The 24510-nt window shown below is 38.7% G+C and carries 28 protein-coding genes and 1 tRNA gene; 12 read left to right on the top strand and 17 right to left on the bottom strand.

From position 1 onward, the window contains the following. Positions 1-28: 28 nt before the first annotated feature. The 3 genes from NsoK4_RS06935 to NsoK4_RS06945 are packed head-to-tail and all read left to right on the top strand — an operon-like array spanning position 29 to position 787. Positions 29-340 (top strand): hypothetical protein, encoded by a 312-nt coding sequence (locus NsoK4_RS06935; RefSeq protein WP_211686459.1) that lies wholly within the window; start codon positions 29-31, stop codon positions 338-340. Positions 341-389: 49 nt separating this feature from the next. Continuing rightward, the gene (locus tag NsoK4_RS06940) at positions 390-560 is read left to right on the top strand and encodes a hypothetical protein (protein WP_211686461.1); all 171 of its coding nucleotides are present in this window, start codon (positions 390-392) and stop codon (positions 558-560) included. Positions 561-601: 41 nt separating this feature from the next. Then, a complete protein-coding gene (locus NsoK4_RS06945; RefSeq protein WP_211686463.1) occupies positions 602-787 on the top strand; it encodes a hypothetical protein in 186 nt (61 codons plus the stop codon). Here the strand turns inward: NsoK4_RS06945 and NsoK4_RS06950 are convergent. From NsoK4_RS06950 to NsoK4_RS06960, 3 genes are all read right to left on the bottom strand, one after another. Next, positions 784-1005 carry a hypothetical protein gene (locus tag NsoK4_RS06950; protein ID WP_211686465.1) on the bottom strand — a complete coding sequence of 74 codons (222 nt, stop codon included), beginning with the start codon at positions 1003-1005 and terminating at the stop codon, positions 784-786. The genes NsoK4_RS06945 and NsoK4_RS06950 overlap by 4 nt on opposite strands. A gap of 256 nt (positions 1006-1261) precedes the next feature. After that, entirely contained in the window at positions 1262-1732 is a 471-nt protein-coding gene (locus tag NsoK4_RS06955; RefSeq protein ID WP_211686467.1) for a universal stress protein, read from the bottom strand. Between the two features lie 51 nt (positions 1733-1783). Further along, complete coding sequence (locus tag NsoK4_RS06960; RefSeq protein ID WP_249111035.1) at positions 1784-2401, bottom strand: nitroreductase family protein; 618 nt, start codon at positions 2399-2401, stop codon at positions 1784-1786. A gap of 291 nt (positions 2402-2692) precedes the next feature. Here NsoK4_RS06960 and NsoK4_RS06965 point away from each other — a divergent pair, with 291 nt between their 5' ends. Continuing rightward, the gene (locus NsoK4_RS06965) at positions 2693-3706 is read left to right on the top strand and encodes an NAD(P)/FAD-dependent oxidoreductase (protein ID WP_211686469.1); all 1014 of its coding nucleotides are present in this window, start codon (positions 2693-2695) and stop codon (positions 3704-3706) included. On the opposite strand, the gene NsoK4_RS06970 is transcribed toward NsoK4_RS06965, so the two are convergent. Then, entirely contained in the window at positions 3707-4381 is a 675-nt protein-coding gene (locus NsoK4_RS06970) for a TIGR00266 family protein (protein ID WP_211686471.1), read from the bottom strand. It lies immediately after the preceding gene. A 47-nt stretch (positions 4382-4428) separates the two neighbouring features. Beyond that, complete coding sequence (locus NsoK4_RS06975; RefSeq protein ID WP_211686473.1) at positions 4429-5133, bottom strand: YkgJ family cysteine cluster protein; 705 nt, start codon at positions 5131-5133, stop codon at positions 4429-4431. A 35-nt stretch (positions 5134-5168) separates the two neighbouring features. Here NsoK4_RS06975 and NsoK4_RS06980 point away from each other — a divergent pair, with 35 nt between their 5' ends. Then, positions 5169-5489: a hypothetical protein gene (locus NsoK4_RS06980; protein WP_211686475.1), complete on the top strand. Its 321-nt coding sequence runs from the start codon at positions 5169-5171 to the stop codon at positions 5487-5489. Between the two features lie 47 nt (positions 5490-5536). Continuing rightward, positions 5537-5642 (top strand) — tRNA-Gln (locus tag NsoK4_RS06985). Between the two features lie 22 nt (positions 5643-5664). Here the strand turns inward: NsoK4_RS06985 and NsoK4_RS06990 are convergent. From NsoK4_RS06990 to NsoK4_RS07035, 10 genes are all read right to left on the bottom strand, one after another. Further along, complete coding sequence (locus NsoK4_RS06990) at positions 5665-6264, bottom strand: 30S ribosomal protein S7 (RefSeq protein ID WP_211686477.1); 600 nt, start codon at positions 6262-6264, stop codon at positions 5665-5667. A gap of 4 nt (positions 6265-6268) precedes the next feature. Next, positions 6269-6706 (bottom strand): 30S ribosomal protein S12, encoded by a 438-nt coding sequence (locus tag NsoK4_RS06995; protein WP_211686478.1) that lies wholly within the window; start codon positions 6704-6706, stop codon positions 6269-6271. A 3-nt stretch (positions 6707-6709) separates the two neighbouring features. After that, positions 6710-7174 (bottom strand): NusA-like transcription termination signal-binding factor, encoded by a 465-nt coding sequence (locus NsoK4_RS07000; protein WP_211686480.1) that lies wholly within the window; start codon positions 7172-7174, stop codon positions 6710-6712. A gap of 67 nt (positions 7175-7241) precedes the next feature. After that, on the bottom strand, positions 7242-7562 hold the full coding sequence (locus NsoK4_RS07005) for a ribosomal L7Ae/L30e/S12e/Gadd45 family protein (RefSeq protein ID WP_211686482.1): 321 nt from the start codon (positions 7560-7562) through the stop codon (positions 7242-7244). A gap of 72 nt (positions 7563-7634) precedes the next feature. Next, entirely contained in the window at positions 7635-9347 is a 1713-nt protein-coding gene (locus tag NsoK4_RS07010; protein ID WP_211686484.1) for a tetratricopeptide repeat protein, read from the bottom strand. Between the two features lie 47 nt (positions 9348-9394). After that, positions 9395-10576: a hypothetical protein gene (locus NsoK4_RS07015; RefSeq protein WP_211686486.1), complete on the bottom strand. Its 1182-nt coding sequence runs from the start codon at positions 10574-10576 to the stop codon at positions 9395-9397. A gap of 48 nt (positions 10577-10624) precedes the next feature. Then, positions 10625-10855 carry an LSM domain-containing protein gene (locus tag NsoK4_RS07020; RefSeq protein WP_211686488.1) on the bottom strand — a complete coding sequence of 77 codons (231 nt, stop codon included), beginning with the start codon at positions 10853-10855 and terminating at the stop codon, positions 10625-10627. Between the two features lie 11 nt (positions 10856-10866). Continuing rightward, positions 10867-14667: a DNA-directed RNA polymerase subunit A' gene (locus NsoK4_RS07025; protein WP_211686490.1), complete on the bottom strand. Its 3801-nt coding sequence runs from the start codon at positions 14665-14667 to the stop codon at positions 10867-10869. Continuing rightward, positions 14667-18014 carry a DNA-directed RNA polymerase subunit B gene (locus tag NsoK4_RS07030; protein WP_211686492.1) on the bottom strand — a complete coding sequence of 1116 codons (3348 nt, stop codon included), beginning with the start codon at positions 18012-18014 and terminating at the stop codon, positions 14667-14669. The genes NsoK4_RS07025 and NsoK4_RS07030 overlap by 1 nt, the downstream gene beginning before the upstream one ends. After that, positions 18015-18266, bottom strand: a complete 252-nt coding sequence (locus tag NsoK4_RS07035) for a DNA-directed RNA polymerase subunit H (RefSeq protein WP_211686494.1) — start codon at positions 18264-18266, stop codon at positions 18015-18017. Between the two features lie 180 nt (positions 18267-18446). On the opposite strand from NsoK4_RS07035, the gene NsoK4_RS07040 reads away from it, so the two are divergent. The 6 genes from NsoK4_RS07040 (at position 18447) to NsoK4_RS07065 (ending at position 22559) form a co-directional block, all read left to right on the top strand. Further along, positions 18447-19280 carry a PEFG-CTERM sorting domain-containing protein gene (locus NsoK4_RS07040; protein WP_211686496.1) on the top strand — a complete coding sequence of 278 codons (834 nt, stop codon included), beginning with the start codon at positions 18447-18449 and terminating at the stop codon, positions 19278-19280. Positions 19281-19343: 63 nt separating this feature from the next. After that, the gene (locus tag NsoK4_RS07045; protein ID WP_211686498.1) at positions 19344-20201 is read left to right on the top strand and encodes a PEFG-CTERM sorting domain-containing protein; all 858 of its coding nucleotides are present in this window, start codon (positions 19344-19346) and stop codon (positions 20199-20201) included. A gap of 125 nt (positions 20202-20326) precedes the next feature. After that, a complete protein-coding gene (locus NsoK4_RS07050) occupies positions 20327-21136 on the top strand; it encodes a PEFG-CTERM sorting domain-containing protein (protein WP_211688997.1) in 810 nt (269 codons plus the stop codon). 52 nt (positions 21137-21188) lie between these two features. Then, positions 21189-21407, top strand: coding sequence for a hypothetical protein (locus NsoK4_RS07055; RefSeq protein WP_211686500.1), 219 nt, complete (start codon positions 21189-21191; stop codon positions 21405-21407). Between the two features lie 79 nt (positions 21408-21486). Beyond that, the gene (locus tag NsoK4_RS07060) at positions 21487-21663 is read left to right on the top strand and encodes a hypothetical protein (protein ID WP_211686502.1); all 177 of its coding nucleotides are present in this window, start codon (positions 21487-21489) and stop codon (positions 21661-21663) included. A 95-nt stretch (positions 21664-21758) separates the two neighbouring features. Next, entirely contained in the window at positions 21759-22559 is an 801-nt protein-coding gene (locus NsoK4_RS07065; protein WP_211686505.1) for a PEFG-CTERM sorting domain-containing protein, read from the top strand. Here the strand turns inward: NsoK4_RS07065 and NsoK4_RS07070 are convergent. Further along, positions 22556-23716, bottom strand: a complete 1161-nt coding sequence (locus tag NsoK4_RS07070) for a cysteine desulfurase family protein (protein WP_211686507.1) — start codon at positions 23714-23716, stop codon at positions 22556-22558. The two genes, NsoK4_RS07065 and NsoK4_RS07070, sit on opposite strands and share 4 nt — an antisense overlap. Beyond that, positions 23713-24510, bottom strand: a complete 798-nt coding sequence (larE, locus tag NsoK4_RS07075) for an ATP-dependent sacrificial sulfur transferase LarE (protein ID WP_211686510.1) — start codon at positions 24508-24510, stop codon at positions 23713-23715. The genes NsoK4_RS07070 and larE overlap by 4 nt, the downstream gene beginning before the upstream one ends.

Below are 24510 nucleotides of genomic sequence, written 5' to 3' on the forward strand. Positions count from 1 at the left end.
TTAGATGGAAATGCCCAACTAAAGATCCTTGAACCCATTATTTCAGCTAAGCACAAGAAAGTACGACAAGGAGATACAAATTGTAAGAGATGCACTAGAGCAGCTGCAAAAAGACTGCAACGTAACTGACGGATACAAGATAGAAGAGCCCTTTGAAAAGTTTGGATGGACTTTTTTTAACATCCAGATAAGCGAAGAGATGGCCCACATAATAGAGACGACAGGAATGATGGAAGGTGCACTTGGGTTTAGAATAGGAGAGCAGATGACTAATTTTATCGGACATTACCTAGAAGAAAAAGGAAGCAACGTCAGGATAAAAAAGATAGAGTACGGATAGTATCAAAGAGTAGCATCTATTATATCCCATCATCCCAATAATTATGCTGATGAGCTGGATGATAGTTTTGCCAGCTGGAGTGATTGTAGGAATATTGTTTTCAAGTGCATTTCCAGACATGGCATCAGGAATCAACGAGGCGCTATCGCCTCAGCTTTATGCACTAGGGGACTTGCTAGTTGACAGAATCAGAGATGCAGCATCTTCGATTCTAAACTAGAATTGCCTTACTTTTTATGTATAGAGCGAACATTATGATACATGGTACTATTGCTTGTTGCAATTGCAGTTGGCATCATCATTGTGACAGTACTGATTGTAAAGTACACAAAGACAAACCCAAGGGCAGTGCTTGGCATGGACAGAAAATGCAACAGGTGCGGAACTATAATTGACGGAGCAGAGTGTCCAAAGTGCAAAAATAACAAAATGTCATTTGGCGTCTAGGCCTTGTGGTTAGAGTTTTTCAGAATCTCCAAGACATCATTGTTGCTTTTAATCCAGGTTTTAAGATAAGAGTAAAACAGATTCTCCAGGTCATCTACCAAGTCCTTTAGCTTTGGGTCTAGCTTCAAGTCAGCCAGATTATCGTCGATGTGCTCAATGATTACCTTGAGGCCCTCATTTGAGGTCTCCAGTTTCCTTATCGCATCATCTATGCCCATACAGATATGCAGATTTTTTGTGATATTAAAACTTCTAATTCAAAAATATGACAATTGATCGCTTAAATGAAAACAAATAGGAAAAATCAGTCACAAAAGGGATTACTCAGACTTTTGCTTTGCAGTGTCAATACCAAACATCTCTTTTCTTTTCTTGTTTGATAGTTCACAGTAGAAAACTTGGTTTTCAAACATTTCTGATTTGAGAGGTCTGCATCTGTATTAATACATTGATTATTGATTCAGGAATCTACGTCTACAGGTTTTCGATGTCAAGCAAGACTACAGGACATGTGACATTTTCAACGATTTTTCGTGACACGCTTCCAAGACTGAGTAGTTTTTTGACCCCTTTTAGCTTTCTTCGTTTTGCCATGATCACAAGATCAATCTTTTCGTTTTCTATCATATCCAAGATCATCTCAGCTGCATCGCCAATGTCGACTTTGATTGCAGTCTCGATGTTGTTTTCCTTGCACTGTAATGCCTTTTTTTCTATCATTTTTTCAGCTTCTTCTTTTATGGAATCATTGACATTTTTTATCCTCTCAAGCAACACATTTCTTTCTGACTCGGCCAGGCTCCATGTAGGGGGGCTGTGTACTTGCTCAATTATGTGCAAAATGTAAATTTGAGACGAGAACCTTTTTGCAATCTCTATTGCATGTCGTAGTGCCTCATCTCCTCCAGCAGTACCTGCATGCGGCACTAGAATTCTATCGTACACAAAGTACAAAACAAACAGATCATAATTAAACTATCAAGTGATTTTTCAAATCTAAAACGAGTTCTCAAAGACAACCTCAGATAGCGGCAGCTGTCCGCCACGTTCTAGTGCAGGTTCTGCCTTTTTTCCGACAACTACCATCATTACAATCAGGTGATTCTCTGGCAGCTTGATTATCTCAGCAAGCTCATCGTACTCAAATCCAACCATCGGACAAGAGTCAAGTCCCATTTCTCTGGCAGACAGCATTATTGTCTGGGCTGCCATGCCACAAGAGCGGATTGCCTCATCGCGTCGGGCCTGCGGGTCGTCTGCATACTTTCTCTCAAGTGCTGCCTTGACATACTCTTGCTTTTCGGCTGGATGGTTCTTCCAGTATCGCAACGGCTCAGTCTTCCATGCATCCATGTCACCACACAGTATCACAACTAGCGAGCCGTCCTTTGGCTGGGCCTGCCCGCGTGCTGCAACGCTGATCTTCTCTTTTACTTTCTGATCAGTTACTGTAACAAACCTCCAGTTCTGCTGGTTGTAGCTTGTCGGTGCAAGTATGACATGTTCCATGAGTTTTGTAACGTCTTCAGGACTCATCTTGTATGTAGGATCAAACTTTTTGATTGCGCGTCTTGTCTCAATTGCCTCAAAGACATCCATGGAAAAACAGGACAAACAACCAAATTTAATCCAATAAAAAAAGAAAGGATTCGAACTTAAGACCAACTTCCATGTGGAATGTTTGGTGACAGTTCTCTCGCTTAAGACCAACAACGCAACTGTTGCTTGGTGACAGCGATTGTCTTAAGGCCTGAAGCGTTTTGCAATCAGACGACAGACTGACCTTTTCATATTGACTATGGCAATTTGGTATTTAACCAAAACTACACAATTCTACTAGTGCCAAAAAAGATACCGCACCACCAGATAGTGTATTTATTACGCCTCTAGGAACCAGAGAACATCTTGAAGATAGCAGTAATGGGAATGGGAGTAGCAGGTTCCTATCTTATGGCAAGACTCAAGGATTCTGAACACGAAGTTGTAGGATATGAGAGAAACCCACAGGAAAGACACGACTCTATCTGCGCATGGGGAACAATAAAGCCAATACTAACAGAGTTTTGCAAAAAGACTGGCAGGGATTTTAATGATTTTCTAATTCATGACGGAAAGCAAATGCATGTCAAGATGAACAATGACGTAAAGTTTGACATCGGACTGCACGGGCTTTGCACATATGACAAGCTAGCTCTAATCAAGGATTTCATCAAGGACTCAAAAATAATCTATGGTCAAGCCCCTCCACTTGAGGAGCTGGAAAAAGAGTACGACATGATAGTTGACTGTACAGGTTTTTCCAGATCATACTTGCCAAAACTAAAGGAGGATTTCTACCTGCCAACATACGAGTACAAGGTAGAGTATGAAAACGGATTGCCATATGATGACTTTTACATAGAGCCGTTTCCCGGAATGTCAGGATACTTTTGGTATTTCCCGCTGGGTGAAAAGTGGGCCCACATCGGAGCAGGAGACTATAACAAGAACCACATCAAGGCAACTGATGATTTCTTAAAAAAACACGGAGGCAAGGTGCTGCAGACAAAGGGACGCCCCATAAGACTTGCAACGCCAGACAGGTGCAAGCCGTACTATTCAGGAAAGGTTGTAGGTGTTGGCGAGTCAATTGGCACAGTTTATGCATTGCTTGGAGAGGGAATCATCCCATCAATGCAGTGCGTTGAGATATTCCTTGAGAACATGAACGACTTTAAGGCATATGAAAAGGCTGTAGAAGAGCACTACAAGGTCTATGCAAAGGTTTTCAATTTTGTTCGAGCAAAAATCAAAAAAGATTTCAGTTTTTTCAAGTCACTGCCTGACTTTATTGCAATATTTCGCTACATGAAAAAACACGAGGCAAGGTTTGGCATGGATATCAAGATGGCAGACCTGATGAAAGTAGCCAAGGCATAGCTAGCCGTTTCTTTTTGGCAGGTATGGAATTATTGCACGAACAAATTCCATGAAGTTCTTTGTCTGCAGAAATACGGTTCCAGGTCCAGTTATCTCAATTACCAGCGCCTCCCCGCCAAACAATGTTGTCTTGAAGCTGCCATGTTTTGCCACGCGGTATTGAGCAGTGGAGCTTAGGGCAACTAGCTGATAGTTATCAAGAATCATCTTTTCTCCTGCCTCTAGTTTTTTTTGCAAGATACCGCCCCACGCGTTGACAAACATATCACCAGTGCCCATCGTCTTTAGCATGAACAGGTTGCTTCCAAAGATTCCTTTTGTGAATCCCTGCCATTTTGTATCAAGTGTCAGTCCGCCAGAGGATCCAACAAAGGAACCAGACTGTACGATAAACTCCTCATCGACGTGAATCACCTCAATGTCACCAAGCATGTTTCCTGTCAGTCCTAGCTTGCAGTTGTCCTCATGTGCGATAAACTCATTTACAAAAAATGATTCCCCTCCAAAGGCAGCTGCCTTGAGGGATTTTAGAAATCCGCTCTTTCTCATTCTAGTGTTTGTCTCAACATCGCCTTTGATGAAAACCATTGCAGCAGCTTCGGCAGTTACAGACTCGCCCTTGTTTAGCGTAAATTCAATTAGCCCCATTGGGTTTTTTACGATTTCATATTCCATTATTCCATTACAAAATCACTAGAAATTAAGAATTTGGCAGAATGTTTCTATCCAAAACTAGTAGAGCTAAAGTTCTCCCTGTTTGTTCTACTTGATGCCATGTTGTACTCGTAGATGATTTTAGAATAGTCCCTTAGTTCCTGCTTCATTGGGGAAATGTCATCGGCCAGATAAAATCCAGGGCAATCCCCTGTAAACTGGTATGTCGCATGGACTCGTGCAATGCCGTCGTTGTTTTCAAGCCACGTAGAAAACGGGTACAAATAGCACACGCCAGGCCTGTCTGGGTGCATGGAGCAGCCTCCCTCTTCATCTAAGAATCTGCAAGATATGTGGGTCCCGTCATCGGCTTCTGTCTCGTCTTTTTTTCTTTTGAGATTAATCGTAGTCATTGTGGTCATTTGTCCAGACGGTCCAGGTTCCTGATAGGTCACAGTTAGTGTTTCATTTTTTACAAAATCAGATGGCTTTTGGTATTTCAACCCCTTGCCAATTGTAATTAGATCATCAGATGTTAACGGAAGCCTTCCTTGTCTGTCACAGCAGTTGTGGCAGTCAGGCCAGTAGCATTTCCACAAGACGTATTTTTTCTCAGATGTAAGATACGGCAAATGAAATATCACATCTTTTACTTTTAGTGGATAGTCAGATACTGCAGAAATTTTTCCAAGCATAAAGTCTTTGAGAATAGGATCAATATCCCAATCCTTTTGCAACAAGTCTAATGATTCTTGAATTTCTTTCTGAGACAACTATTAAGTTATAACATATTTTGCAGATGTTATTAATGTTGAGTGAAAAAGGCAAGTATGCATCAGCTACACAAAACAGAAGATTTGTCTGGAAAGAGATTGTATGGCCACTGATTTTAGAATTAAACGATGTTGCATTCTCACTAGAACAATACCAGAAAAAAAGAGACCAAATATGCAAGGAAAAAAACGTAACAATCACTCAAACATCAAGAGGTTTGGCATCACTGCTGCAAAAAGGAATCATACTAAAAGAAGACAAAATCTACTCAATTCATTTTAGACTTATTCCATACATGAGACTAAAAGCAGAATGCGATTACGCTACTGCAATTCACGAAGTCAGAATAAAATAATTTTTCAGCAAATGATTATATTCTTTGGTTGTAGAATTTTTCTTGGTAGCCCGATAGTCTAGCGGTCAAATAATAATTTTAGATCAAGGATTCTGCCCTCTGGATCTCAAGAGTGGATAGGCGGAGACGGCAGTTCGAATCTGCCTCGGGCTACTGGTTAAAATTTCTAAAACGACTATCTGGATGCTTGTGCGATTCTTTCTAGCTCGTTTTTCTTCTTAACAGAAGGAGCGTTTGGATCGTTTGAGGCAGCCATGATTAGCTGTTCGGCCATGTGTTCCTCAATTGGTTTTGGATTGGAAAATGTCGCCTCCTTGATTGCATCGGCGATGAATCTAAGGGCCAAGTCAACTCTTCGGATTGGGGCAACGTCAACTGATACGTGGTAAACTGTACCACCGTAAACAATTCTTGTAGTGTCTTCATTTGGTGCAGAGTTTTCTACTGCCCTAACCAAAATCTCTACTGGGTTTTGTCCAGTCTTTAGTGAAATAATATCAAATGCAAGTTTTACGTTGTTTAAAACTCTGGCTTTCTTTCCAGTCATTCTACCGGTGTTCTTTGCATATTTTTTACCAAAGTGCATTGTCTTGTTTACCAATCTCTCTACAATGTTAACATCTGCTTTGTTGAATCTCTTTAGTGCAGAGCGACCAAAAGTGTAAGGCAGAATTTGTTTTCTCAAAGAAATCGCTGTCTTGAGTCCTGGGTCTTTGACTTCAATGTCAGACATGTCCCATTTTCTAAATAATAACAAGTTCTTTGTTTGTGCCATTTTTCTATCTCCTTGGTTTCTCTTTCTTTCCTATTACTAGTTCATGAAGTGATGTTCCGTTTACTTTGAATACTTTGAATCGTACACCAGGAATATCTCCCATTGCACCACCTTGAGTTGCACCCATACCTTGAATGTGAACTTCGTCGTGTTCATCAATAAAGTTCATTGCACCGTCTCTTGGCAAGAATGCTGTAACTGTTTTACCGTTTTTGATTAATTGTACACGAACACATTTTCTAACTGCAGAGTTTGGCTGCTTTGCTGCAATACCAACTTTTTCTAAAACAATGCCTCTGCCTTGGGGAGCTCCTCCAAGAGGATCTGCCTTTTTATCAATACCGAGTTCTCTTCGCTTGTATGTAGAGATTGCCCATCTTTGGCGCTTTCTTTTAGCGATTAAAACTCTGCCTGCAAATAATCCAAGTGGTGATTTTGTCATATCTTACAACTCCATTGTTTGTTTTTCAGGACTGTTAATCAGTACGCTGGTAATATCAAAATATCGCTTTGCAAGCATTCTTGCTTTCTCAGCGTTTCTTCCTTCACGTCCTACTACGATTCCTTTCTTTCTTGGATCGACCATAACTATTGCCTGTTTTGAACCGTCTGCACGATTATTTATTTTTACTTCAGAAATTAGTTTAGAATTTAGCAGATTTGTCAAGAATTTTGCTGGATCCTCATCAAACTCTACCAGCTCGACATTTTTCTTTACAATGTTTTGTAATGATTTGATATGAGCACCGCCCTTGCCAATTGCAAGACCCATCTTACCTGTATTAACAACAAAGATTACACGGTTTTGTTTTTCATCTTCAACACAATCACGAGCAGTTGCCCCTGTAACATTTTGGAAAAGCGACATCATTCGCATTTGATCAGTAGTTAGTTTGATTGATTGTGTCATTAGAATTCCTTTTTATCTCCGAAAAAATTTGTCTCATTTAAACTTTCATTAGATGTCTTACACATTATCATTCTTTTACCTCAGTTTCTGTATCTTTGAGAATTGATTTGATGTTTGCATCAGATATTGATGTAAATGATATACTGGAAATTCTGAACTGTAAACCGCATAACTTGCCAAGTGCGATAGATGTCCCTTGAAAGTTGACTAATGGTATCTTTTCTTTTTTTGCATCTGATTCAATTTTCTCAAACATTTCTTTACTTACAGATTGAGATAATACAATTAGTTTGGAGTTTTTTACAGAACTCAATACTTGTTTAGTGCCAATTGTAACAGCGCCCTCTTTATGGGCATCCTTCAATTGCTTTTCAAGTATCTTACTCATGTTTTACCTACTGTCAATTTTCCATCAGGGCTTTATAGGTTTATGGAAAATTTGTGCGTAAAAATATGAATGCTATTTGAATCCAAACAAAGAGGAAAATGCCATAGTTAGTTCATCAAAAAAGTTTGGAGTTTCTTTTTTTATTTCCACTTGAGATTTTTTTGGTGTTATTGGTTTTTCAAATGCCAAAGGTTTTTCTTCAAGATCAATGTTTTGAGCGCTTAGAATTTCATCAACAGTATCAGATTGAATTTGGTTTAATTGCTCATTTACTAGTAAAAGATTTGTTCTTGCAGTAACATAGTTTTGATTTTTCTCAAGTGCTAATCCATAGAGAGATTTTGCATCTTGCAGGTTGCCCATGTTTGCAAGTGCATTTGCCTTGTTGTTAATTGCAGGTACATAATCTGGAGAAATAGCAAGTGCTTGATCATAATACAGTATTGCCTCAGAATAAAATCCAAGTTTTCTCAAGGCAGAACCCTTGTTTACTAGAATCTCTACGTTTTCTGGGTCTTCCATAAGAGATTGATTAAAGAATTCTAGTGATTGATCAAATTTGCATAGTCTATACAATGCGGGTCCCATTCCATCATAGTATGAAATAGAGTCAACATACTTGCTAGTGTCACATTTTAGATTGATTTGGTTTAACATTATTCCAAGTGCAATGTCTTCAACGCTCAGATTATCTTCGTTTTCATTTTCTTTAGATTTTTTTTCTGCAGTTTTCTTTATTGGAGTTTCTTTTTTGATTTGTTCATTTTTTGATTCTTTCTGTTTAGTTGGTTTTTCTTGCGGCGTAGTTTGAATTATCGATTTTTTTTCTGGCGTAGATTGTTTTGGCGTTTCTGTTGTTGGTGATTCTATTAATTTATCATCTTCAATCAGATTTGTCTTTGTTGTTTTTGGTTCTGTTGTTTTTGGTTCTGTTGTTTTTGGTTCTGTTGTTTTTGGTTCTGTTGTTTTTGGTTCTGTTGTAGTTGTGTCTGATTTTGTTGTGTCTGATTTTGTTGTGTCTGATTCAGTAATTGGTTCGTTTTGTGGTTCGTCTGTTTGAACTTCTGGTTCATCAAAAATTATTTCTTCTTCAATGGGATCTTCAATAATTTTAAAAAAATCAAATGAAACATCTTTTGATGATTCAGCATAGTGTGCCTTGATTGAATAAGTCCCATCTACCTTAAAGTTCACACCTGCAACTGCAAGAAAGTTTGTAGAGAAGCTCAAATCAGAGTTTACATTTCCAAAATAAAATCCGGCAGGAGAACCAAATGTGTCATAGATGCCAATCAACACAGTTGGCGAATCCATGACAGACACTGTACCTAAAATTGTGATGGTATCACCATCAGTATACTGCGGTTTATCAGTGGTCAGCGTGATAATTTCAGGAGTCGCTGGTTCCTCAATGACTTGCACTCCATCAGAGTTTGTTATTACAAAGTACTCGTTTTGCGTGATTTGCCCATAGGCAAGCTTGATTTTGTACTCTCCTGATTCCTCATAAAAGGGAGAATCTAAGAATATGGTCTTTGTAAAGAGACCATCAGGTTCAACTTCGACACTGTTTGCTGAAAGAATTGTTCCGTTTGGATCATAGATGCTCATTGCAATGACAGGCATTCCAACATCAGATATCTGTCCTGTGACTTTGAGCGCATCTCCTGTCTGGTATTCACCTTTGTCAAATTTGACAAAGATAGATTCGGCAAATGCATCAGAGGCAGTTGTTGCAAAAACTACGGTTAACACTAGCAGTGTTACCACTTTGTATCCAAGCACAAATAAAAAATCGTAATTTTGTATTTAATACTCACTGAGAATTTGTACTATTGCACAAAGATCTCAGCTGCATTTACTGGAGACAGTGCAGTTGGTTCTGAAAGTGAAGACCATACAAATGTCTCAACAGTATGCTCGCCTGTTGTCTTTGGAATCCAAGATTGTGATACATCAAGACTTTGGTTTGGCGATACCTGTCCCTGTATCCAAGACACAGAAACTACAGTGTTTGTCGAATCCCTTACCTGAAAGATATAGACAAATTCCTGTGCAAAGTCTTGCGCATTTGAGATAGAGCCAACAATTTGCATCTGCTTGTTTATTGAAAATTCACTTATTTGGTTTCCAAAAGAGTCTGAGAACAATATTTGTGAATTGTTTATTCTCTCAGTGGCAGGAACTGCAGAATCCAGTTTTGCTACATCAGTAATTTCCTGATGATCTGATGTTGTGTATGGTTTTGGCAATGTATGATCATTGTATTTTGCATAAATGTTATTACCAGGAGTTGCAAACAACCTGTTTCCACTAGACGGAGTGTTTTGTGTAAAGAAAATATTTGCAGCAAAGACACCGGAGCTTTCAGATGTTTCGATTGCATCAACTTCTAGTCCTGCAACATCAGCATCAGATGATACCAAGAGAGGCAAATGATCAAGTGATTCAGGATTGAGGTTCATGTCCTGGTCAATGATGCGGATTTGTGCTGTCTGGTCTGTCAAAAAATGGTCTTCTGCAAACTCTATTGTCCCCACATTCCATCTTACAGGCACAGACTCTGTTACAATAACGCCATCGGCAAACTCAAAGGATATCGTTACTGCCGAATCCCTACCAACTTCCAAAAATCCACTGGTAGGCCCGTTTCCACTGGTTCTTGGATTTGTGTCAACGGTACCATCACCGTCTGCATCATGCAAAAACCCAGTAAGAATTACTTCGGCAGAAAATATTCCAGAGTTTACATCAGTTTCTGTAAATCGATATGGCTTAAGGGAGTGCTCCCTTGTTGAGACCTTGATTGGGTTGTCATTATCACCTCCAATAGAGTCAATCAAGTGATTGTCAGTGTTCCAGCTTGGGGCAATGATCTTCATCTTTATTTTGTCAGTCCATGTGTACACTGGCTTGTCAGTAAAGATTGGAGAGTATGGCTTGTCATAGTCAGGTATTGGCTCAGCATATGCAGGAAAAAGAAACAATGAAAAAATCAGAAAATATTCTATCACAAAGAAAATAGATGCTGTTATGATTTAATGTTTGAGAATAACTTGTATCTAAGATTCTTCGTCTGGTAGAGATACTGCCAGGATATTGTCCCCACGTAACAAGACGGTTCCAAGTGGGACATGTTTTTCTTCAGAAACGTCTTCAGCGTCTTTTAGTGTAAGGTTCATGTGAATGTCAAAGTCTTGCAAGCTTCCTTGTATTGTTTTGTTGTTTCTTAATCGAAGCAAGATTACCTTGTCTTTGCTATTGCTCATAAGTGTGGAAATTTCATCGGCCATTTTTTACTCAGCTAACTTCCTGCTTTTTTCTTTGATACTTGCATGTAAAGGTCAACAGTACCACTTCCAATTGGAATGTTGCTTCCAACAATAACGTTTTCAGTGATACCCTTTAGTTGTTCAACTTCACCACCTAATGCAGCATGTGCAATTGTTGGGACTGTAATTTCAAATGCTGCTCTTGCAAGAACACTGTCTTTGGTTCCGGCAATACCGTGTCTTCCGATTTGTTGCATGTATCCGCGTGAGCACATCAAGTCAGCTACTAACATAATGTAACGATTGTCAACTTCAAGGCCTTGGTCTTCTAGTGTGCTGTTTAGTTCATTAATCAATGCGTTTCTTGCAGCCTCAATTCCAAGGGTTCCTGCAAGCTCAAAGACGTTGTTTGTTCTGACGTTCTTCTTGTCAATTCCCTGGACTTCCAAAACTTTTGCAATGTTTGAACCAGTGGTCTGAATAACCCATTCATCGTCTTTTTGTACCAGGGTTACACGTTCAATTTCTGGAACGCCCTTTACGGTTGTGTTTAGCACTTTGTTTCTAATTGCAATTACAGTTGGGGCATCAGATTCCTCAACTAGTTTCAGTGTGATTAACTCGCCAGTGGTTTCCATCTTGAATTTCTTGTTAGAGGATAGTGCTGCTTCTACTTCTCCAATAGTGCATCCTCTTTCTCTGAGTCTGTTTGGACTCAGGATTAGTTTAATTTCAGAATTGTAATCAGTCTCGCTGTCTGAGATTAATGCGCTAACTTTGGTCTGCAAAACATTTCTTGCAACCTCAATTGCCTTTTCTCTTGATTTCTTAGAGTCTTCATCAAGATAGATATCCATAGTGGGTGTAACTGGTTTCTTTCTTGCATCTACAAGCTCAATGAGTCTTGGAAGACCCAAGGTTACGTTTCTTTCTTTGATTCCTGCAAAGTGGAATGTTCTTAGTGTCATCTGAGTACCTGGCTCACCAATTGACTGTGCAGTGATAATTCCAACTGCTTGTCCTGGCTCTACCTTTGCCTTGTTGTAAAGTGTTAGTCCCTTCTTACAGACTGCCTCTACTCCATCCTTGCTTAGTTTTGAGTCAAGTAGTGCATCAGTTACAATCTCTTTGAGTCTTGGATTGAAGGTCTTTGTGTACTTCTTTGCCAAGTCAGTAATCTCATCTTTTGTTGCCTTCTTTCCAGAATCGACAATTGTTTGAGATTCGATTAGTCTGTCTACGTTAAATGCCTCACCGTGGTCAGATTTTGCAACATCTATTCCGTCCTCACCATACAGGAATTGGACGATGTGACCGTGTGGGTCTCTTACTGTTCCATCATATTCCAGTCTGATGTGTTCAAGTGCATTGATGAGTCTACGCTGCATGTAACCACTTTGTTGTGTCCTAACTGCAGTGTCTACCAGTCCCTCTCTACCTCCCATTGCGTGGAAGAAGAATTCAAGTGCTGAGAGTCCCTCCCTATAGTTTGATTTTACAAATCCATGTGCATCAGGATTGCTGTCGTGTTCCTGAAAGTGTGGCAATGCACGATTATTGTAACCTGCATGCAATCTGTTTCCACGACGTGATTGTTGTCCTAGTGCTCCTGCCATCTGACCGATGTTAAGTGCCGAACCTCTTGCTCCAGTTGTTGCCATGATTCTTCCGGCGTTTGCTTGATCAAGGGATTGGTCTGCAGTAGAGCCTGCCTTGTCTCTTGCTTTACCCAGTTCATTTACAATGTATGCCTCCAGAGCCTCTTCGGGTTTCATACCCCTTGTGAGTTTTAGGGTTCCCTTTTCATATTGAGAAGTAAGGTCTGAGATCACATCATATGTCTCTTGAATGTCATCTAGGATCTTTTGTTTGTCCTTTTCAGGAACTTCAAGGTCTGCATATCCATAGCTGAATCCGTAGTGAGTGATGAATTGTTTTACCATAATGAGAATAGAGTTTAGGAAGTTCTTTCCAACTGCGTTGCCATAGTCTTTTGCAATTCTGTGCAACACGCTTTCTGGCTCTTCTGCACCAATTGATGATTTGTCAATTACGCCGCTGATGAGCTCACCGTTTTTGATTACAACATCTTTTGGTTGTCCATGGGTTCCCTTGGACCATTTTGATGTAATGACATAGTTGAAGTCTTTTGGTAAGAATAATGAGAATAGTTGTTTTCCAGTGTATGCAGGACCGTCTTTTGTTTTGGTTCCTGGTTTTGGAAGTTCTCCTGCATAACCACCAAGCATTGCAAGGTTTGAGAATTCTTGTACAGAAAGTACAGTATCATCTTTAGTTAGAAGATATGCTCCAGTTACAAAGTCTCTTAGTGCACCGATGATTGGGCCACCATATCTTGGAGAGATCAATTGGTCTTGAACTCTCATCAACAAGATTGCTTCGGCTCGTGCTTCTTCGCTTTGTGGGACATGTAAGTTCATCTCATCACCATCAAAGTCTGCGTTGTATGGAGGACATACAGATGGGTGCAGTCTGAAGGTTTTGCCTGGAAGTACGCGAACATAATGTGCCATAATAGACATTTGGTGCAGTGATGGCTGTCTGTTGAACATTACAATATCACCATCTGCCAAGTGTCTTTCAACAAGATAACCAATCTCCAAAGTTTCAGCAATAAGAGAACGGTCCTCTACAAAGTCTAGTCTAATTTTTACGCCATCAGGTCTGACGATATAGTTGACACCTGGGAATTGGTTTGGGCCGTTGATTACAAGTTTTCTCATTCTTTCAATGTTCCATTCAGTTACGATTTCAGGAATTGTTAGTTTCATTGCAACTGCTTCAGGGACACCTACTTCAGATAGGTCCAAGTTTGGATCAGGCGAGATTACAGTTCTGCTTGAAAAGTCAACTCTCTTTCCAGATAAAGAACCTCTGAATCTTCCTTCTTTTCCTTTGAGTCTTTGAGTTAAGGTTTTGAGAGGACGTCCTGAACGGTGATGAGCTTGTGGAATTCCAGACACTTCATTATCAAAGTATGTGGTGGTGTGATATTGTAGCAAGTCAACGAGGTCCTGTACAATAAGAGGCGGAGTTCCGGCTTCTTTGCTTTCCTTTAGTCTTTGATTAACCCTAATGATATCTACCATTTTGTGTGTAAGATCATCTTCTGAACGGATTCCAGTCTCTAAGATAATTGATGGTCTAACAGTTACTGGTGGTACTGGCAGGGCCTGCAGAATAAACCACTCTGGTCTTGCAGTTACAGGATCATAAGATAACAAGTTTAGATCATCATCAATGATTTGTGAGAATCTTTCCCTAATTGTAATTGGTAATAATCTGTGTTCACCGATTTCAGTTTTTTCTACAAAGATTGTTGGTTTTGTAAAGATTAGTTCGTATTGGGTCTTTCCACAGTGTGGGCATTCTTTTGCCTTTTTTGCTTTTTCAATGATTTGCTCTGGAATTCTCTTTTGAGAAATTACAGTGTATGCTGCATGTTTTTCTTTGATTTTTCTAAACTCATCAAGGTCCTCTTGGGGAACTTTGAGTCTAGCACAAGAGCGGCATGTTGATTGTAATAATTTGTAGATATTATCAATAAATGCAATGTGCAACACTGGTTCTGCAAGTTCAATGTGGCCAAAGTGTCCAGGACATCTGGCTGCTGTGTTTCCACAAGTGAGACATTTTTGTCCAGGCTCTAGTGTTCCAAGGCGTCCATCCATAAGACCTCCTTGTACTGGCATTCCGTCCTCGTCATATGTCTCAGGTGCTGTGATTTCAGCAACAGAATATTTTCTGATTTCAGTTGGAGACCAAACAGAGAATCTGATTCCGTCAATTGATTTGATAGCTTGAATCGACATTATACTTTCTCCTTGATTAACAGTCTAGGTGCGACGTTGAGGCTTTGCATCTCTTGCAGTAATAGTTTGAATGCATATGCAACAGATACTGATGATACTTTGGCCTTGTCACCACATACTCTGCAGACATATTTTCTTTGTTTAACATCATGATAAGCTACAAGACCACATCTCTCACAGACAAAGATATCTGATTTGTCTGATTCATCTAGCAGTCTGTCTTTGAGGATCATAGATGCACCGTATGCAATCAAACAGTCTCTCTCCATTTCTCCGAATCTCAAACCACCACCTCTTGCTCTTCCTTCCGTTGGTTGCTTTGTCAACATCTGAACTTGACCACGTGCTCTTGCGTGTATCTTGTCAGCAACCATGTGGTGTAGTTTTTGATAATATACAACTCCGATGAAGACTTCGACTGGGAATGATTTTCCAGTTCGTCCATCATACATCTTTTCTTTACCTGAATATTTGAAACCTGCAGCATCCATTACTGCCCTAACTTCTTCCATCTTCTCTCCAACAAATGCAGAGCCATCAAACTGACTTCCACGAAATGAAGCAGCTTTGCCACAGATTGATTCCATCATCATTCCAACTGTCATTCTAGATGGGAAAGCATGTGGATTAATCAAAACGTCTGGAGAAATTCCATCTGCAGTGTATGGCAAGTCTTCATTCTTTGCTAAAATTCCAAGTACACCTTTCTGTCCGTGTCTTGATGCAAACTTGTCACCAATCTCTGGAATTCTCATATCTCTAACTCTAATCTTGTACATCTTTCCACCTTCATTTGATTGCGTCATAACTACAGTGTCAACAACACCAGTTTCAGAAGGCCTTACACCAATTGATGTATCTCTTCTATAAGGACCAGATGATTCAAACTCTCTATATTCTTCCATGAATCTTGGAGGACTAGTTTTTCCAATCAGGATGTCTCCTCCATGTACTTGAGCTTCAGATGCAACTACACCGTCTTCTTCTAGTAATCGGTATGACTTTTCACCCTTGTAGCCTCTGATGTTGTCTTCAGCGTTTGGAATCTCAAAGTTGTCTCTCATTCCGCCTGGGTATTGTTTTGCTTCTGCGTCATAGATTCTAAAGAAGAACGTTCTTCCAAGGCCTCTGTCAACTGATGCCTTGCTTAGAACAATTGCATCTTCAATGTTATAACCATCAAAAGGCAATACTGCAACAACACAGTTCTGACCTGCTGGCCTGTCTTCTAGTCCAAGCAGTTTCATTGCCTTTGTGTTTACGATTGGAGTTTGAGGGTATAGCATAAAGTGCTGTCTGACATAGGTACTGGTATTCATCATCGGTGTTGAGAATCCCAGGCTCTGTTTTGCCATTGCAGATTCGTAAGTGTTTCTTGGAGACTGGTTGTGTTCAGGATACGGAATTATTGATGCTCCTGCACCCAAGATTGCAGGTGGGAAAACTTCAAGGTGTGTGTGTTTCTTTGCATCTTTCTCATCTAGTGTGATGTAGCAGTTTTCTTCTTCGTTTGCATCAATCATTTCTAATACTCCCATTCTAAGCAAGTCGCTCCAGGAAAGCAGTTTCTTTGAAATTTTATCTAAAAGATCTTGTGTAAGTAATGGCTTGTTATCTTTGATAATAATTAATGGTCTTAATACACGTCCTGCATTACAGTTGACATAGAGTCTCTTTGTTGCACCTTCAATTTCGGATTTGTGGAAAGAGATTCCAACATGCGGATGAATCTTTGAGTTTCTTCTCAACTCTCTTAGGGATTCGGCTAGTTGTTCACCATCTTTGTAATACCCAATTAGTTTTCCATCAACGAAAATTCTGGTTCCGTCTTTTTTGACATCTTCTTTTGCATCAAAGAAATGAACAGTTCCCAAGTCGTATAGTTTTTCTACAATTTCTTCAGAAGGAACATTCACAGAGATAATTCCAGATAATGCCAAGTTCTTTACAAGACCACAGTTAGATCCTTCAGGTGTTTCGCTTGGGCAAATTCTACCAAAGTGAGTTGCGTGAAGATCTCTTGCCTCAAAGTTTGGCTGAGTTCTACTAAGGGGAGATTGTATTCTTCTAAGGTGGCTGATTGTTGAAAGATAGTTTGTTCTATCAAGTAATTGGGTAACGCCAACTCTTCCTCTGCCCCAGTTTCCTGTAGCAATTGCGTTGTTTAGTTTATCAGTAATAATACCAGGCCTTATTGCAGCAGCTACTGCATTTATTCCTCTTTTTTGACCAGATCTTTCCAGCTGGTATTTCATGTCCCTTACAAGATTTCTAAATGCAGTTCTAAACAAGTCTGCAAGCATCTGTCCTGCAAATTTGATGACTTTGTTTCCATAGTGGTCTTTGTCATCAGGTGCAATCCATCCAAGCTTTAATTCTAATAATTTACATGCTGCCTCACCAAGGAATTGTGCCTTTTCTTTTCTGTTTTCAGGGTGTTTGCCCAAGTGTGGCAATAGACCCCAATCCAATAGCGTCTCAGCACGTTTGATTTGGAACTCCTCTAACATTCCAGGTGCAATTCTTTTACTGATGTAAACAATTGCGTCTTTAGATGTTGGAACATCACCTGCTTTTTCAAAAGAGCCTTCAAGCTCATCTTGGATTTCATCAACAAGCGAAACTGCAGCTGCAATCTCTCTGTCAGATTCTAATCCAAGTGCTCTCATCAAAGTCACAACTGGGATATCAACTGGAGAACCAGGAATCCTTGCAACAATCAATCCATCGTTTTTCATCACAAGTTCTAGTTTTGCTCTGTAACCAACAATTGAAGAATACACCTTTGCCTTAAAGACAATATTTCCTCCAACTGTTTCTCTATCGACAATAATTTTATTGTAAGAAAGATCTTCTAGTCCTACAATTACTCTTTCAGAACCATTTATGATAAAGTAACCGCCAGGATCATTTGGATCCTCACCATGTTCAACTAATTTTTGAGTTGAAAAGTTGTGTAAGATACATGCATTTGATTTTGCCATGACCGGTACATCACCAATGTGAACAAATCTTGATTCCAAAATTTTTCCATCTTCTACAACACTTGCCTCCATCATAACTGGGGCAGAGTATGAAACATTTCTCAATCTAGCTTCTGCTGGAGTGATGTGAGTAATGGAGCCGTCAAGTTCCATCATTCTTGGTTGTTGTAGTTTTACTTTACCTAGTTGAATCTTGTACGGATATTCAGCATTTTCAATTTCAATTTGTCCTACTTCGTTGATGATGCTTTGTAGTCCTCTTTCTAAAAATTCATCAAAAGAGTTTAGATGTTGTCTTGCAACTCCTTCACGTTTTAAAATATCCTGAATTACAGGCCATCTCTTTACTGAAGGATCTGCCATCTAGACTTCCACCACGTATCTATAGTAAAAGCTCTCACCGGCAGTTGGGCTTTTTCTGGTAATTTTTATCATATCACCTGGTTTTACACCAAGCCCCAGAATTGCAGGATCGTTTACGAAAATTAATGGTAATTCAGTTGGTTTGCAATTATATTTTTTTAAAACTTCCTCAGCTTCTTGTTTTGAAATGATTTCATGTTTTGGGACGTAAACATGATCGGGAACTAAAACTTGATTCTTTTTGGTTGCCATCTAGAGATCACCTCGAAGAACATAAGATGTAGATGAATAGAATACACACAAACTGTCAAAAATTCACTGTGAGGTTAATATATATCTAATCTGAAATTCGTCAAAAAATCTGTGTTTTTTTCTTTTTAGTCAACAAATTTTTTCACAACCTTAAATAGTATAAATTTAGGCGTAGAATTGATGAAAGCTCATCTATCGGTGTTTGCCTTATCTGCAATTATTATTGCAAGTATTGGAATGGCACCAGCATTTGGACAAATACAAGACCCGATCGTTGTTGCCACAGACAAGTCATCCTACAAAGAGGGTGAAACAATCTTGGTGACAGGAGAAGTCAAAGCACTTCTTGGTGGTGAAGCTCTAAGTCTCATTGTAACTGCACCAAACGGTAACATCGTTACTGTTGATCAGTTAACAGTTGGTTCTGATAAAAAATTCAGTACTGAGTTAACTGCAGGTGGTTCACTAATGAGAGCAGCAGGAACCTACACGATTACAGTCCAGTATGGAAACCAATCTCGAACAGCAGAAACCACATTTAGCTTTAGCGGTTCTTCAATGATCCCAAGCACTGGTACTGGTAAAGTTACCGGAACTCAGATTTCAATTGAGGGCTCTGATGAAATGATCGGATACAAGATCACAGGTGGAAAACTACTTAGTGTAACACCTGATGTAGACGCAAATTCACTCATCATCGCTATCGAAGCAACAAATGACGGTACGCTAACCCTCACAATCCCAAGATCTATTATGGATGCTACAATTAATGGTGAAGATGATACATTCTTCGTTTTAGTTGACGGGGAAGAAGTAGACTTTGAAGAAAAAACAACTTCAAAAGACAGAACATTAACCATAAACTTCCTAGCAGGTGCTGAGGAGATCGAGATTATAGGTACCTTCGTTGTTCCAGAATTTGGTACAATCGCAGTAATGATCTTAGCAGTTGCAATTATATCAATAATTGCAGTATCTGCAAAATCAAGACTTAGCATTATGCCAAGATACTAAATTTTCATCTTTTTTCTCTTTTTAAATATACATAAATACCAAGATAGCTGGTGTTGAGATAGGATGAATTTTAAACGTTCTACAACATCAATGGCACTAGCCCTTTTGGCACTGTCATTAATTTCAGTAACTTCAATTCAGCAAGATGCTTTTGCTCAAAGTATGGGTATGACAATTACCGCCACTGCAGCAAAAGGCTCAGACACAATATCAGTAAGTGGACAAACTGCATCAAAGGTCACAGATGTAACATTTAGAGTAACATCTCCAAGTGGCAATAATGTAGTAGGTATTGGCCAAGTTTCACCAGATGAAAATGGTAACTTTGCCAAAGAATTCAGAGTAGGTCCAACATGGACAGAAAATGGATTCTACAAAATAACAGCTATGCAAAGTGTTGGTTCAAACTCATTGTACACAATGTCTGTTCATGTTGAAGTAAAAAACGGAATGACTGCAAAAACTTCTGTAACCAATTCAAATATGGAGACAGGAATTTTCAAACCAGTCAATAACAACACAATAGAAAGAGGATTAGAAATCGAGGCAGAAGCATTGATCGGATCCACAGAAATTGTAATTACTGGAACCACAGACAGAGTCAGTCAAGATGTCACATTGACAGTAACAGCACCAAACGGAAACAAAGTTTCTGTTGCACAAGTATCACCAAGCATTAATGGTGACTTTGCAAAGACCATCGTTACAGGCGGTCCGCTATGGAAACAAGATGGATTCTATACTGTTACAGCAAAACAATTTGAATCAGAAGATTATACAAAATCAATTCAAGTTGACATCAAAGAGGGAGTCGTAGTTCCAGAATTTGGTACAATAGCAGTAATGATCTTAGCAGTTGCGATCATCTCAATTATCGCAGTATCTGCAAAATCAAGACTTAGCATTATGCCAAGATACTAAATTCACAACTTTTTTCCCATTTTTTAAATATACATAAATAGAGACATGCTCAAAACGCTAACAAGATGAACATCCGTACGTCGTTCGTGCTACTAGCCGTTTTGACTGCAGTCGGTACTTTAACCATGTCATCAGCATATGCTTTACCACAAGCATGTCCTGATTGTGAGGGAGAATCTGCAATGACAGCAAGCAAAGTTTTGCGTCAAGAGCTCCCAGTCACTATTTGGACAGATAGTGAATCATATGATCACAATAGCATGATTGAAGTTTCAGGCCAAGTAGCAAATATAGCATCTGGTTACCCAGTAACAATTACTGTGGTGAGTCCATTAAATTCAGTTGTAACAATTGCTCAACTACAAGTAAGTAGCGATGGAACATTTGGAACAACACTCAACACAGCTGGTGCAATGTGGAAATACGACGGTACCTATACCATCAAAGCTCAATACGGCGAAAACAAAAGCGACAAGGTCCGTGTTGAATTAGCTGGTGGTCAAGCATACAAACCAACTACCCCAACAACATCTGTAAAATGTGGTGCAAATAGCGTTGCAGTAGCAGATGGAAAATGTGTTAATTACACAATCACTGGAGGAATGGTCACTGGTGCAAAAGTTAACACTGACGATAATTCAATTATCGTTAGAATTAGTGCAATGAATGATGGAACAATCACATTATCTCCATCCAAAGAAGTCCTCGACGGTGTCTTTATGGTACTTGTTGATGACCAAGAATGGGATGATGTAGTTATTGATGGCAACAAAGTCACAGTAAGTTTCCTAGCAGGCACTGAAAAGATTGAGTTAATTGGTACATTTGTAGTTCCAGAATTTGGTACAATAGCAGTAATGATCTTAGCAGTTGCGATCATCTCAATTATCGCAGTATCTGCAAAATCAAGACTTAGCATTATGCCAAGATACTAAATTCACAACTTTTTTCCATTTTTTCATTTTCACATAGTGAAATAGCATTAACGTGTTTTCTATCACTCCAACTAGAGGATTCAAATATCAGAATTCAAGTCTTGAATTAATCATGGCATTCAAGAAAGGAATTCACAAATGTGTAGAATGTGAGAAGAAAAAGAAAGAAGATCCTGAAGATATGGGATTATGCAGCAAATGCAGTGCAGCAGAAACCCGACTTGAAAAAACAATGTACAAAGAAATGATAGATGAGGGAAGTTTTCCTTAGATTTAGTCAAAATCAGTCTAAAAAGATTCCAAACTCGTAAAAATCAACTTTAATCTATTAGAAAAACTATCAGAAAACATTGGAACAAGATGACAGGTATGAAACAGTAACAATTGAATCAAAAGTCAGAGAAGGAGTATTTCATAAAGTCATTAAAGACTTGGAAACGGGAAAGGCTGTTTCATGTTCTTGCAAATGTTGGAGTAAAGGGAACAAACCTTGTGTAGGTATGAGAACTGTCGGTTTTGATAAATAGATTCCAAACTGCAAGTATTGAAATTGTTGTAAATGAAGATTAGTCAATTTTTAGATAGTAAAAGAAATATACAAACATCCAAGATAGGATGATGTATGAATAAGATTTTTTACATAGCAGTAATTTTATTTTCAATTTCATTTTTACCTGTTTTTGGTCAAACTAATCCAATTACAGTTCAGACAGACGATAATAACTATGATGAAGGAGACACAATAGTAGTATCAGGACAAGTAGAAACAGTAGTAACTGGAACTCCCATTGTATTACAAATATTCTTTGAAGGAAACATGATAGATATTGCTCAGATCACAGTAGCCCAGGATGGAACTTACAGCCACACAGTTATTGCAGAAGGGCCTCTATGGAGCAAAGCAGGAGACTATCTAATCAGAGCATCATTTGGGGAAGGAAACATTGCAGAATCAGAATTTAATTTTGCTCCAAAAACAGATGTACCTGAGACGACCAATATTTTCGAAGTCGATGCAGGAAGTTCAGGAACATTTGATGTAGAATATACAATCAAAGGCGGTTCTGTTAAAAACATGGTAATTGATCCGGATATTTTTGCATTAATAGTTCAAATAGATTCTGCAGATGAAGGAGTGATAACATTGGACTTGCCCAGAGAATTTATCGGTGCAGAAAAACAAGATGGAAAAGACGACCTTTTCATAATACTAATTGATGGAATCGAAGTCCCATACCAAGAATCAGTTACAAACTCAGATTCCAGAATAATCACAATTAATTTCGAGCAGTTGGATTCAGACATAGAAATTATTGGAACATATGTTGTTCCGGAATTTGGTACAATTGTGATGATGATTCTCTTGGTAGGAATTGGAACTACAATTGCAATTTCTAGAAGTAAGTTTCAAGTAAGAGTCTAATTAAAAGAATATTTTTCCTTGAATGGAGAAACAGAACGCAATTCTTTAACGACATTTTTCAACACATCAACGGTTTGTTCAATTTCATGTTGTGTGTTGTACACACCAATTGTTAATCTCAAAGAACCTGTAATTTCTTCATGAGAAAAACCCATTGCTTGTAAAACATGTGATGCTTTTTGAGTGTGGACAGAGCAAGCTGAGCCAGTTGAGGCTGCAATTCCATTTTCGTCTAATTTGATTATCAAATCTTCGCCATTAACTCCAAAAAATGTAAAATGTGCATTACCAGGCAATCTATGTCCAGGATGACCATTTAATCTAGAATGAGGTATGTCATTCAAAACTTTTGAAACCAAATGTTCTCTGAGTTTGGTTATCACGGAAAAATTTTCTTCAAGATTTGATTTTGCAATCTCGCATGCCTTACCAAACCCAACAATGTTTGCAACATTTTCAGTACCAGAACGCATGCCATGTTCTTGACCCCCACCTAAAATCACAGGATCTATTTCAATTCCTTTTTTGACAAATAATGCACCAATTCCCTTAGGACCATTAATTTTGTGAGATGAGATGGACAGTAAATCTATTCCTAGTTTTTTGACATCAAGGGGGATTTTTCCAACTGCCTGGACAGCATCAGTGTGAAAGAAAATGTTTTTCTCATGACAAACAGATGCAATTTCTTGAATGGGTTGAATTGTTCCAACTTCATTATTTCCAAACATTACAGATACAAGTGAGGTGTTTTCAGAAATTTTGTTTTTTAATTCCAAAATATCAATCAGGCCGTATTTGTCGACAGGCAAATACTCTACAGAAAAACCTATTTCTTCTAATTTTTTACACGGTTCTAAAATTGCATCATGTTCAATAGACGAAGTAACTATTGAAGAGCCAGGTTTTTGTAAAACAATACCACGTAATGCAGTATTATTTGATTCCGTACCTCCAGAAGTGAAAAAAATTTCTGAGGGTTCAGCATTAATCAGTTCTGCAATTTGTTTTCTGGCCTTATCAATTGCTTTACGTGCCAAACGACCATATCGGTGAATAGATGAAGGGTTTCCATACTGTTCTTTCAGATACGGCATCATAGAAGTTAGAACTTCGTCATGAAGTTGGGTGGATGCGGCATTATCAAGATAGATCAATCTGCAATCACGTTTATTTTTCCAGGTTTGTATCCATCTTTGTCAATTTCAATACTTGAAAAACCAACAAGACGAAGTTTATCAAAAATTTGATTGATCATATCAGGATTGAAAATTGGAATATCATTTTTTTCTACTTCAATTTTTGCCAAACCACCAATATCTCTAACCCTAACTTGTCTAACTTTGGTCATTTGTTTAACAACATTTTCACCATATTCAATTCGTGCAAGTCTTTCTGCAGTAATTTGTTGACCCCAAGGGATACGAGATGCTAGGCAAGAGTTAGAAGGCTTATCAAAAACAGACAGTCCGACTGATTTTGCAAAATCTCTGATTTCTTTTTTTGAAAATTCAGTTTCTACAAGTGGATTTCTAATTCCATTTTTTTTCAATGCCTCCAGTCCAGGCCTATAATCTCCCAAATCGTCAATATTTGTGCCATCAACGATTACATTAGCACCATAATTTCTTGCAACATCTAGCAAATGTGAGCCCAATTCCAACCTGCAGTAGAAACAACGATTAGAATCATTTCTGATAAATTCTGGGTTTTCTAATTCATCATAATCAATCAAAATATGAGATATTCCAATTTCAGAACAAATCTGTTTTGCAGAATCAAGTTCTTCATTTGACAGAGTCTTGTAATCAGCAGTAACAGCAATTGCAGAGTCACCTAATTTTTTATGAGCAGCATAAGCAACTAATGCACTGTCAACACCGCCTGACAGTGCAACAATGACTTTGTTTTTATCATTAAACCAATTAATCAAATTCTCAAGTTTAGACAT

It is taken from the genome of Nitrosopumilus sp. K4, assembly GCF_018128925.1.
GTDB lineage: Archaea > Thermoproteota > Nitrososphaeria > Nitrososphaerales > Nitrosopumilaceae > HKST03.